The organism is Pseudoalteromonas sp. SR44-8 (assembly GCF_014163635.1).
GTDB lineage: Bacteria > Pseudomonadota > Gammaproteobacteria > Enterobacterales > Alteromonadaceae > Pseudoalteromonas > Pseudoalteromonas rhizosphaerae.
In genome coordinates, this window is record NZ_JACJDS010000001.1 from 66,306 (window position 1) to 78,377 (window position 12,072).

12 protein-coding genes and 1 tRNA gene are annotated in these 12,072 nt (G+C 40.3%); 6 read left to right on the forward strand and 7 right to left on the reverse strand.

Features of this window, described 5'->3' with window-relative positions:
- Positions 1-75 precede the first annotated feature (75 nt).
- The 5 genes from ubiG (at position 76) to yfaE (ending at position 5,625) form a co-directional block, all read left to right on the forward strand.
- Positions 76-786 carry a bifunctional 2-polyprenyl-6-hydroxyphenol methylase/3-demethylubiquinol 3-O-methyltransferase UbiG gene (gene ubiG / locus H5183_RS00265; protein ID WP_182730602.1) on the forward strand — a complete coding sequence of 237 codons (711 nt, stop codon included), beginning with the start codon at positions 76-78 and terminating at the stop codon, positions 784-786.
- Positions 786-1,469, forward strand: a complete 684-nt coding sequence (locus H5183_RS00270) for an HAD family hydrolase (protein WP_182730603.1) — start codon at positions 786-788, stop codon at positions 1,467-1,469. The genes ubiG and H5183_RS00270 overlap by 1 nt, the downstream gene beginning before the upstream one ends.
- A 401-nt stretch (positions 1,470-1,870) precedes the next feature.
- Positions 1,871-4,153 (forward strand): class 1a ribonucleoside-diphosphate reductase subunit alpha, encoded by a 2,283-nt coding sequence (gene nrdA / locus H5183_RS00275; RefSeq protein WP_145233211.1) that lies wholly within the window; start codon positions 1,871-1,873, stop codon positions 4,151-4,153.
- A gap of 69 nt (positions 4,154-4,222) precedes the next feature.
- Positions 4,223-5,353: a class Ia ribonucleoside-diphosphate reductase subunit beta gene (nrdB, locus tag H5183_RS00280; protein WP_145233209.1), complete on the forward strand. Its 1,131-nt coding sequence runs from the start codon at positions 4,223-4,225 to the stop codon at positions 5,351-5,353.
- Positions 5,353-5,625, forward strand: coding sequence for a class I ribonucleotide reductase maintenance protein YfaE (gene yfaE, locus H5183_RS00285; RefSeq protein WP_145233207.1), 273 nt, complete (start codon positions 5,353-5,355; stop codon positions 5,623-5,625). The genes nrdB and yfaE overlap by 1 nt, the downstream gene beginning before the upstream one ends.
- 4 nt (positions 5,626-5,629) lie before the next feature.
- On the opposite strand, the gene H5183_RS00290 is transcribed toward yfaE, so the two are convergent.
- Positions 5,630-6,157 (reverse strand): YaeQ family protein, encoded by a 528-nt coding sequence (locus H5183_RS00290; protein ID WP_182717449.1) that lies wholly within the window; start codon positions 6,155-6,157, stop codon positions 5,630-5,632.
- Positions 6,158-6,307: 150 nt separating this feature from the next.
- Between H5183_RS00290 and H5183_RS00295 the strand changes: the two genes are divergently transcribed.
- Positions 6,308-8,701, forward strand: coding sequence for a TonB-dependent receptor domain-containing protein (locus H5183_RS00295; protein ID WP_182730604.1), 2,394 nt, complete (start codon positions 6,308-6,310; stop codon positions 8,699-8,701).
- A 70-nt stretch (positions 8,702-8,771) separates the two neighbouring features.
- Here H5183_RS00295 and H5183_RS00300 read toward each other — a convergent pair whose 3' ends face one another.
- From H5183_RS00300 to H5183_RS00325, 6 genes are all read right to left on the reverse strand, one after another.
- Positions 8,772-9,389 (reverse strand): FKBP-type peptidyl-prolyl cis-trans isomerase, encoded by a 618-nt coding sequence (locus tag H5183_RS00300; protein ID WP_182717447.1) that lies wholly within the window; start codon positions 9,387-9,389, stop codon positions 8,772-8,774.
- Positions 9,390-9,493: 104 nt separating this feature from the next.
- Entirely contained in the window at positions 9,494-9,880 is a 387-nt protein-coding gene (locus H5183_RS00305) for a hypothetical protein (protein WP_179959208.1), read from the reverse strand.
- A gap of 49 nt (positions 9,881-9,929) precedes the next feature.
- Positions 9,930-10,020 (reverse strand) — tRNA-Ser (locus H5183_RS00310).
- A 101-nt stretch (positions 10,021-10,121) separates the two neighbouring features.
- Entirely contained in the window at positions 10,122-10,499 is a 378-nt protein-coding gene (locus tag H5183_RS00315; protein WP_145233198.1) for a hypothetical protein, read from the reverse strand.
- A 202-nt stretch (positions 10,500-10,701) separates the two neighbouring features.
- Positions 10,702-11,250, reverse strand: a complete 549-nt coding sequence (locus tag H5183_RS00320; protein ID WP_145233196.1) for an NAD(P)H nitroreductase — start codon at positions 11,248-11,250, stop codon at positions 10,702-10,704.
- Positions 11,251-11,364: 114 nt separating this feature from the next.
- Positions 11,365-12,042 carry a DoxX family protein gene (locus tag H5183_RS00325; protein WP_149982495.1) on the reverse strand — a complete coding sequence of 226 codons (678 nt, stop codon included), beginning with the start codon at positions 12,040-12,042 and terminating at the stop codon, positions 11,365-11,367.
- Positions 12,043-12,072: the final 30 nt, after the last annotated feature.

The window sequence follows — 12,072 nt, forward strand, 5'->3', positions numbered from 1 at the left end:
TTTACAGGCGCTAAATCTTTGCGATTTATTAATTTACCCCTATATAATGGCCTGAGATTGACGAGGAAGTTTTTTATGACCGAACATCAGAATGTAGATAATGCAGAAATTGCAAAGTTTGAAGCCATCGCTGAGCGTTGGTGGGATCGTGAAGGCGAATTTAAACCCCTTCATGAAATTAATCCATTAAGATTAGATTTTATTGCCGACAAGGCCAAAGGCTTATTCGACAAAGAAACACTCGATGTCGGCTGTGGTGGCGGTATATTGAGTGAAAGTATGGCGCGAATGGGCGCACATGTGACTGGTATTGATATGGGTCAAGAGCCGTTAACCGTTGCGAAACTGCACAGTTTAGAAACCGGTGTAAACGTTGACTATATAAAAATACCTGCCGAACAGTATGCCAGCGAACACCCTGCCCGCTTTGATACTATTACTTGTATGGAAATGTTAGAGCATGTGCCAGACCCTGCATCTATCATTCATGCAGTAGCAGAATTAGCGAAACCTGGTGCTGATGTATTTTTCTCTACATTAAACAAAACCCCAAAAGCATATTTGTACGCAATTATCGGGGCGGAAAAATTATTGAAGATGGTGCCTGATGGAACCCATGATCACAAAAAGTTTATCAAACCAGCACAACTCATTGCATGGGCAGAACAAGCAGGCCTCAAAGTACGTGCTAGTGCGGGATTGAGTTATAACCCTTTATCAAAGCAGTACAGCTTAAATACCGATGTAAGCGTTAATTATATTCTGCATTTTGAGAAACTAGCGTAATGGCTGGTTTTAACACAGCAACCCCCGCAATTGATTACGACGCCTTTATTTTTGATTTAGACGGTACATTACTCGATACCGCAGATGATTTAGGGGCTGCGCTAAATTACGTACTCGCTGATCATAACCAACCATCAGTAACCGCTGATATATATCGCCCTGCAGCTTCTAACGGTGCAATGGCGCTGCTTGCAGCTGGATTTGGTCAGCAATGGCACGATCACCCAAATCAAGCTGACTTACGCCAGCAGCTATTAACTGCCTACGCAGATAATATTGCCACCCATAGTCAATGCTTTACTGGAATTGCACAATTATTGATCGCACTTGATCAACAACAGATCAAATGGGGGATCATGACTAATAAACCTGAGTTTTTGACTATTCCATTAGTTGCTGCAATTGCTGAACTCAAAGATGCACAAGCAATTGTCAGTGGTGACACCCTCGATATCGCTAAACCATCTCCTTTACCTTTACTGCATACAGCCCAACTGTTAGATGTTGATCCGAATCGTTGTTTGTATATCGGTGATGCGCAGCGTGACATAATTGCAGCCAAGGCTGCAAACATGCACAGCGCTGCTGCGTTGTGGGGCTACATCCCTAGTGAAGCTGAAGCATTGAGTTGGCAAGCCGATTTTAATTGGCAATCACCTATTGATGCATTTAACCATATATAGTGCCATGTTAAATTTTAACCACTACATATTGTGATCGTGTTACTTTTTGCACATTGTTTGTTGATAAAAAAAGCAGCCAAAATTTATTTTTAAAATGCGTAAATTTAATCGATCATCAGTTGATTTTTATAAATTTCATTTTAATCAGATGGTCAAAGGTTAATGGCTACTAACACAAGCGTGTTATCCCAACGTTATCCACAATTAGGGGCGTTTATGCCCCTTGCAAATGATCGCATACCACACTATCTTGTGATCTAGAATTTGATGAACACCAGATGTTGTGGCTAAATGTTATTCAATTAAATTCGCGCTAATACAATTTTATTGCAATAAAAAATTTATTTTAAGAAAAATGTGTCACTAAAAAATATTATATCCCAAGGAATACAGGCAAAACTATGAACCAACAGCTATCTGTAAGCAAACGTGACGGCCGTAAAGAGTCACTTGATTTAGATAAGATCCATCGCGTTATTGCTTGGGCCGCCGAAGGTCTAAATAATGTGTCTGTCTCACAAGTTGAGCTGAAATCGCACATCCAGTTTTATGATGGTATTCGTACTGAAGACATCCATGAAACCATCATCAAAGCGGCCGCTGATCAGATCTCTAAAGAGTCGCCTGATTATCAATATTTATCAGCCCGCTTAGCTGTATTCCATTTGCGTAAAAAAGCCTATGGTCAATTTGAGCCACCGCGCTTGTATGATCATATCGTTAAGTTAGTTGAAGATAAGCGTTACGATGCACACTTACTAGCTGACTACACAGAGCAAGAAATTGATCAACTGGATGAATACCTTGATCATGGACGTGATTTAAACTTCAGCTATGCTGCTGTTAAACAGCTTGAAGGTAAATATTTAGTACAAAACCGTGTTACGGGTGAAATTTATGAAAGCGCACAGTTTTTATATATTTTAGTTGCAGCCAGCTTGTTCTCTGATTACCCAAAAGAAACGCGTTTAGACTACATAAAGCGTTTTTACGATGCGGTGTCATTGTTCAAAATTTCATTACCTACGCCTATTATGGCGGGAGTTCGTACCCCTACGCGTCAATTCAGTTCATGTGTACTGATTGAATGCGGTGACAGCCTAGATTCAATTAATGCAACCTCATCAGCGATTGTAAAATACGTATCGCAACGTGCAGGTATTGGTATTAATGCTGGTCGTATTCGCGCACTAGGTAGCCCTATTCGCAATGGTGAAGCATACCACACCGGTTGTATCCCGTTTTATAAGCACTTTCAAACGGCTGTTAAAAGTTGTTCGCAAGGTGGTGTCCGTGGTGGCGCAGCAACCCTGTTCTATCCACTTTGGCATCTAGAAGTTGAAAACTTATTAGTGCTTAAAAACAACCGTGGTGTTGATGATAACCGCGTTCGTCACTTAGATTACGGTGTACAGTTTAATAAACTAATGTACTCACGTTTGATCAAAGATGATTACATCACATTATTCAGCCCGTCTGATGTGCCTGGTTTATATGATGCATTTTTTGAAGATCAAGATGAATTTGATCGTCTTTACGTACAATATGAACAAGACGAGTCAATTCGTAAAAAACGTATTAAAGCTATTGAGCTGTTTTCAATGTTTGCACAAGAGCGTGCTAGCACTGGACGCATCTATTTACAAAACGTTGACCACTGTAATACACACAGCCCGTTCATTGCTAAAGTGGCACCAATTCGCCAATCTAACTTATGTTTAGAAATTGCATTGCCAACTAAACCACTTAACAATGTTAATGATGAAGAAGGTGAAATTGCACTGTGTACGCTGTCGGCCTTTAACTTAGGTGCGATTGAGTCACTGGATGAACTTGAAGAGCTTGCAGAACTTGCGGTACGTGCACTTGATAACTTACTGGATTTCCAAGACTACCCGGTGCCAGCAGCACATAATGCAACTATGGGCCGTCGTACACTCGGAATAGGCGTAATCAACTACGCATATTACCTTGCTAAAAATGGCAAACGTTATTCTGATGGCAGTGCCAATGCATTGACTCACAAAACATTTGAAGCAATTCAGTATTACCTGATGAAAGCCTCAAATGAACTGGCTAAAGAACGTGGTGCATGTCCTAAATTTAACGAAACAACGTATTCGCAAGGTATTATGCCAACCGATACGTACAAACGTGATTTGGATAAAATTTGTGATGAACCATTGCATTTAGATTGGGATACATTACGTGCCAATATTAAAGAGCATGGTATGCGTAACTCAACGTTATCTGCGTTGATGCCATCTGAGACATCGTCGCAAATTTCAAATGCAACTAATGGTATTGAACCACCACGTGGTCATATCAGTGTTAAAGCCAGTAAAGATGGTATTTTAAAACAAGTTGTACCTGAGTATGAACGCCTTAAAAATAATTATGAATTATTATGGGATATCCCATCAAATAAAGGTTATTTAGAATTAGTGGGTATTATGCAAAAGTTTGTTGACCAAACAATTTCTGCCAATACTAACTACGATCCAAATAAGTTTGAAGGTGGTAAAGTACCAATGAAGGTCTTATTACAAGATTTACTGGGTGCTTACAAACTTGGCGTTAAAACCCTTTACTACCATAACACCCGTGATGGTGCATCTGATATGCAAGAAGATACACCAGAAGTGGAAGATGATGATTGTGCAGGCGGTGCGTGTAAAATCTAATCGGTAATAAATATAAATTGGAAGCGGGCTATACGCCCGCTTTGCCCTGTTCGTTTTTTGAGTGATCTTATGTCTTATACTACTTTTAGCCGAAACCATAATAACCAACTACAAGAACCGATGTTTTTCGGCCAAACCGTTAACGTATCGCGTTATGATCAACAGAAGTACCCTATTTTCGAAAAGCTAATTGAAAAACAACTATCGTTTTTTTGGCGTCCTGAAGAAGTCGATGTAAGTAAAGATCGGTTAGATTTTCAGGCCTTACCTGATCACGAAAAACATATATTTTTAAGTAACTTAAAATATCAAACCTTACTTGATAGTGTGCAAGGTCGCTCGCCTAATGTTGCGTTACTGCCAATTGTGTCGATCCCAGAACTTGAGACCTGGATTGAAACATGGGCATTTAGTGAAACAATCCATAGCCGTTCATATACACATATTATTCGTAACGTTACCCAAGCCCCTGAGCTTATTTTTGATGATATCGTTAGTAACGAAAAGATCAGTGAACGTGCTGATGCCGTAACTAAATATTACGATGAATTAATTAATAAAGTGGCTGTGTATAACTTATACGGTGAAGGTAAACATGAACTTAATGGCGAAACAGTTCATATCAGTTTATTTGAACTTAAAAAGCTTTTATACCTTGCAATGATGTCAGTGAATATCTTAGAAGCGATCCGTTTTTATGTCAGTTTTGCCTGTTCATTTGCGTTTGCAGAGCGAGAATTAATGGAAGGTAACGCTAAAATTATTAAGCTGATCGCCCGTGATGAAGCGCTTCATCTTTCTGGTACTCAGCATATTTTGAATATTATGCAAGATGGTAAAGACGATCCTGAAATGGCTATCGTAGCAGCCCAGTGTCGTGATGAAGCGATCAAGATGTTTGTTGATGCTGCTGAACAAGAAAAAGAATGGGCTGAATACCTGTTTAAAGATGGTTCAATGATTGGCTTAAACAAAGATATTTTATGCCAATACGTTGAGTACATTACTAATGCTCGTATGACTGCAGTTGGTTTACCAACACAGTTTAAAACCAGCAGTAACCCTATCCCATGGATCAATTCATGGTTAGTGTCAGACAATGTACAAGTTGCTCCACAAGAAGCGGAGATCAGCTCATACCTTGTAGGCCAAATTGACTCTCAAGTTAATGCCTCTGATTTCGGTGACTTCGATCTCTAATGACCAGCAACAAAACTGCAAAGATCCACTTTGCAGATAATAGCCAGTGTGTAGATTTTGACACTGGCTGTCATTCCCTTTTAGACTGCCTAGAACAACAGCAATATGAAATTCCTTTTCAGTGTAGAGAAGGATATTGTGGTGCCTGTAGAGCAACCCTAGTAGCAGGGCAAGTCACCTATAACGAAGAACCACTCGCCTTTGTACGTGATGGAGAAGTACTGCTGTGCTGCTGTAAACCCGATGGCAATATCACTCTCAATTTGAAGTAATTTGTTAATGCCAGTCAAACTGCTTTGTTTCATAGCAATGTATTTTATCACTGATCATTAAACTACTTTCATCTATGGTTACATCCCAATTTAAACTGCGGGTTAAATCCACCTGAATATCATCAATAAACTGCTGGTCAATCTCAATAATATGGCTATTATCAAATAACTTTAAGCGTGACTGAGATTGCGTCAACCATTCACTATTGCCCGTTGTTAAAATTAATAATTCATCCACTTGCTTAGCGATCTTAACTAATTCATCAAGGTCAGGTTTATCAACACTTAACCAGGTTTTATAATGTTCATCCAACGCTTGAATTCCTACATCTGGCTGTAGTTTATCAGCAAGTTTATTAAGCACTGCATGGCTGTCATAAGATAAAATACAATAGCCTAACAGCTTTAAAACAAAATGCTCCAGTGTTTCATTTTTAGTCAACGCTGTGGTAAAAATTTCTTTGTGATTACGCTGATGACGCAGATCAGCTATGCTAAATCGCGCTTTAAAAATACGTGTTTTATCAGACATAATATTCACCAGTCTCGCCGTTACTCCTATTGAGTATAGCCCAATCTGATATAAGCACGTTTATTTTAAAAGTTATGGTATAACATTATTGATCAGCACAAATGATGGTGTTATATTATATCACAACATAATAGCAACAACGTAGTAACCATGATCCGACATTCATTAATATCAACTGCAATTATCACTGCTTTAAGCTCTTTTTCTGCTCATGCTGCGCTGGTAACTGGGCAAGTTTTTGACAATAACAAGCAACCACTCAGCTATGCCGATGTGCACGTACACGGTAAAGCACAGTCAATTAAAACTGACGAGAATGGCCGATTTAGTATTAATATTGATGCTAATAGCCAATTACATATTAGTAAAAATAATTTTGTTGATGCTAGAGTTCAAGTAACTGAAACCAGTTCTGCTCTAAATATCACGCTTGTACCTACGTCAGTTGAATCTGTCGTTGTGTATGCCTCTGCCCTGCATAAAAATAGCTTAGAGATGATTTCACCAGTGAGTGTACTCAGTGGTGATGAACTGCGCAATAAAGCAAAACCCACGTTAGGCGAAACGCTCAAAGGCCTTCCGGGTGTTAATGCCAGCTATTTTGGCCCTGTTTCATCTAGCCCTATAATCCGTGGCCTAGATGGCCCTCGCGTTAAAATCACCCAAAATGGCTTAGACAGCAGCGATGCGTCACGTATTGGCCCAGATCACGCAACATCGAATGACAGCCTAGCTGCAGAACAGATTGAAGTTTTGCGTGGCCCAGCTACGCTACTTTATGGCTCAGGCGCGATTGGTGGCGTAGTTAACGTAGTAGATAACCGCATTCCAACTGATAATATCGAGCAGTTAACTGGGGCTGTTGAATACAGCCATGACACGGTTTCAAATGCCAACACCTATGCTGCCAAGCTTGAGACGGGCCATAACAACTTTAACTTCCATTTTGACGGTACCAAACGCACTGGTGATGACTACCAAACTCCGCGTTTTAACTTACCTGAAGAAGAGCACGAAGATCATGAGGGTCATGACGAAGAAGAGCATGAAACAGCCACCTCGGTAAAAAATACCTTTATTGATAGCCAAACCGTTAACTTTGGTACCAGCTATGTAGGTGAGCATTTAACGCTGGGTGTTTCTTATGGCCGTATTGAAACCGACTACGGTATTCCAGCACATAGCCATGAACATGGCCATGATCACGAACACGAACACGAACACGACCATGATGAAGGCGAAGAAGAAGCCGTTTATGCGCGTGTAGAACAAGATCGCTGGCAAGGTTTGATGAGCTATGCATTACACAACAACTGGATTGAAACTATTAATTTACGTCTAGGTTATACTGATTATCGCCATGCTGAAATTGAAGATGGCGCGATCGGTACTATCTTTAGTAATGAAACCACTGAAGCACGTTTAAATATCGAGCATAAGTTAGGTAATTGGCATGGTATGGCTGGTTATCATTTTAGTGAATCTGATTATGATGCCGATGGTGAAGAAGCCTTCACACCCGCTAGCAAAACGACTACTCATGCATTATTTATCCTCGAAGAAAAACAGTTTGGCAACGTGACATTAGAATTAGGTGCGCGTATTGAAGATTATAATATTGATAGTAATGTCGGTGCTGCTGCGCATGACCATGACCATGAAGATGATCATACTGATGAACACGCCAATGAAATAACGCCTTACAGTAAAAGCTTTACTAATCTGAGCGCTTCAGCAGGCGCTATTTGGCAATATACACCCGGACAAAGTATTGCGCTGAGCGTGTCACACTCTGAACGCGCACCGTTATCAGCCGAGCTATTATCAAATGGTGTCCATATTGCAACTGGCACCTATGAGCTTGGTTTAGGCTACGCGATAGAAGACGGTGAAATTCACTTCGAACCTGAAAATATCAAACAAGAAACATCAACCAATATTGATTTTGGCTTTAGACGCTTTAGTGGCGATTTTGGTTATACGGTTAACTTTTTCTATAACGACATTGCCAATTTTTACTATCAGCAAAACACGGGGTTAATGTTTGATGAAGAGCACGGCCTTGAAGCTGCAGAGCCTGGCCACGATGATGGTATGGCTGTTTATCAATTTGTCAGTAAAGATGCGAAATTATACGGCATTGAATTTGATGCACATTATCAATTAAATTCAAATGCGATGGTAAAAGTATTTGGTGACTCAACCACTGCAAAACTTGCTGATGAAGGGTATTTACCGCGTATTCCGGCAAATAAGTTAGGTTCAGAATTTCAGTATAATATCAGTGATTGGCAGTTCAGCTTAACTGGCACACACTACTTTGAACAACGTGATATTACGGCTTATGAAACCGCAACTGATGGCTATACACTGTTTGATGCGCAAGCAAATTATCAATTAAGTGTCGGTCCGGTAGATACACAGTTTTATATCAACGTTGATAATATTACGGATGAACTGGGTTTTGTACATAGTTCATTTATTAAAGATGAAGCGCCACTTCCTGGGCGTAACTTTAGAATTGGTCTACGTGGTTATTTCTGATCTCAGTAAATAACCATAAAAAAGCCGCGCTAATAGTTATTAGCGCGGCTTTTTATTACTCAATTTCTAATTAAAGAATTTCGTGTAGCTCAACGTCAAATACCAGTGTTGAGAATGGTGCAATTGCAGCACCGGCACCACGTTCTCCATAAGCAAGCTCATGAGGAACATAGATACGCCATTTGGTGCCTTCAGGCATCATTTGTAATGCTTCAGTCCAGCCTTTGATCACGCCACCAACTGGAAACTCAGCAGGTTGACCACGCTCATAAGAGCTGTCAAATACAGTACCGTTGATAAGTGTACCGTGATAATCAACACGCACTGTTGACTCAGCAGTTGGCTTGTTGCCTTCACCTGTTGCTAGTACTTCATATTGAAGACCAGACTCAGTCACTGTGATTTCAGCACGTTTTGCATTTTCTTCTAAGAATGCAATGCCTTCAGCTGCAAGTACTTTCGCTTCTTCTTCACGACGTGCTTGGATTTCAGTGTTGATTTTTTCGAATGCAGCTTGGATCTCAGGGATCTCAACTTGGAAATCGCCGCCCACATACGCATCTTTCATGCCTGCAAATACTGAATTTAAGTTTAAACCTTCGAAAGGGTTAGCTTTAAGTTGCTCACCCATCTGTAGGCCAATACCGTAACTTGCTTTTTCAGCATCTGTAGTAAAATTATCTGACATAATATGTTTCACGTTTTGTTTATACCAAGCTTAATAACGCTGGTATCAGTTAAAAGACGCGCCTATGCTATCATAAAAAAAAGCCCTTTTGGGCTTCTTTAGAGCTAGTTTTTAGTGAGTTTTCGCTTTATTAAGCGCACAGCAAAAGTCAAGATTGGCAAGCTGATTAAAATACCAGCAAGTAATGGACGACTCAGTAATGCCTGCGTACCAACTAATAGCACCGGCACGACTAATAAACCGATACAACCAATAAATATTGCCGCAATTTCTGGCCAGTATTTATCATATTTAGTAATTAAATGCCCAGCTAATAGATTAAAGCCTAGGCAGTAAAGCATAGCTGTGAGCAATACATGCTCTGGTTGTGCATCCATCGCCATTTTAACGAGTAAGTTAATAGCACTGTGATAACAGTAGCCAAACACCGACCATAACAGTACGTGTTTTAGCACCCGTTGAGTGGTGTTTAATTGATTTTGCTGTGACATCTTAAACTCCAGATAGCAAAAAGCCGCCCATAAGGCGGCTTTTTAAATATGGTGGAGAGATAGGGATTTGAACCCTAGAGGGGCTATAAACCCCTGCCGGTTTTCAAGACCGGTGCATTCGACCACTCTGCCATCTCTCCGTACGGCGCGGATAATAGGGGTTAGCCGCCTTGTTGTAAAGCCCTAAAAGTAAAAAAGTTCAAATTAATCGTTACAATTACTCAAAGCGCTTAAAAATACATCAATAATACTGTTTTGGACGTTTCGCGACCCACGAACACAGTAAGCAGACTAATAAGCTAAAAGTTACAAAACTTAAGCTCTGAAAGATTAAATCAAAACGGTTTAGATCATCACTTGGTACAAGCACCAATACAAAAGCGGGTAAAATACTCACAAACAACACGTAACAACACACTTTAAACGCTCTACCAAAATCAAATCGTCTTGTGCGTTGCATCCACCACGCTAAGATAACCACAATAGCAGTTGATGAGATCGCTATTAAATGAGGAGTCTGTGTACTAAATGCTGTGTAAAGAGTGATAGCCGCACCAACAAAACCCCATAAGGACCACGTTAACCATTTTTCTTTTTCACGTAAAAATAAATTTCCCATTATCCTCGTCTTCTTGTTGTTATTCTAATTAAGACACTCCATACATTAACAAACTGCAGAAAAATAACAAACCATTGTATTGAGGGTTATTGCATCCAAGCGCTTCAGACAGCCAAGCTACCTAAAGATAATAACAAAGGTAGCCTTAATGCACTCTGACTGAAATAACACGACAAAGTTCCAATTAATTACGTTTTGGCAACTATAAGTTTGTGAAAAAGTGTTCTGGGCTATGACGAACAGCCTTTTTACAGTCCACTTCTGGAGTGCCTAAATACAGGTAACCGACAATCTCATCTTCATTATCAAGCTTTAACGCCGCTTTTACCGCCTCACTTTGCGCAAAGTAACCAGTACGCCAGACACCACCCAGTCCTTGCGCAAAAGCTGCTTGTTGCATAGCTAACACAGCACAACCAGCACTTTGTACTTGTTCGATGCGCGGCACTTTTGGGTGCGCTTGATATTTGGCAATGGCAATGATTATCATCGGTGCACGCAGCGGTAACTCTTTGGCACGATTAATTACTTTTTCATCTTGTTGTTCTGCAACTGCACTTTGATAATAAATTTCGCCGAGTCGTTCTCGCGCATCTTCTGCAACAACAATAAATTGCCAAGGCGCAAGGCAACCATGATCAGGCACACGAAGCGCTGCTTGTTTAATAATATCAAGTTGACTGTTGTTTGGGGCTGGTGCAATCAGTCGAGGATCTGACTGACGAGTCAATAAAAGCTCAATAGCGTCCATAGCGATTCTCTAATTAAAAAAGAAACTAGCATAGCATTGATAGGGATTGCTGAGAAAGTTTGAAAGTTAGAAAGTTTGCGACGGGCGTCGCAAACTGACAGGTAGAGATTTAGATTATTCGAATCTTTTCCGTAACCAGTGATCAAGGCTAACAAAACGCCCACCGCCGGTAAAAAATAAACTCAATAACATCGCAAAATAAATTGCTGAAAACTCAATGCCATTATTCAAAATCGACGGTTTACCCTTTTCATAAAGGTAATCTGGGAAACCATGTTCTTGTACAAGTCCTCGAATTTTCTCAATACGTTCTTTTACTTCACGAGAATTATCTAAACTTTCTTTTGCACCGGGGATCGCCAACCAATCAAGTACTTGTGCAGCACTGGTATCTGGATCTGTCGGCGCAATCGCAAACCAGCCATTGTGCCAATGTACAGAGGTTGCGGCAACGACCATAGTAAACATCAGCGGTATGCTAACCAGACGGGTTAATAAACCAACTAAGAGCAGCCAGCCACCGAGAAATTCACTCCAGCCAGCTAAAAAAGCCAGTAAATCAGGAAAAGGTAAGCCTAAGCCCCAGTCTGGGTTACCAAACCAAGCAACAACATCTGGAGAAGCTAAAAAGAATTCAAAAAACCCATTACCATTACCACTGATATTTAGCTTGTTATAACCTGCGATGATCATAACTGGCGCCAGTATCAGTCTAAATAGTAAAGCAGGGATACCATCAAAAATGGCTATTTTTTGGAGGGAAGTTTTATATAGTGTGATCAATGTATTCATCGTAGCAGTCTAGTCTTTTGTAATGTATTA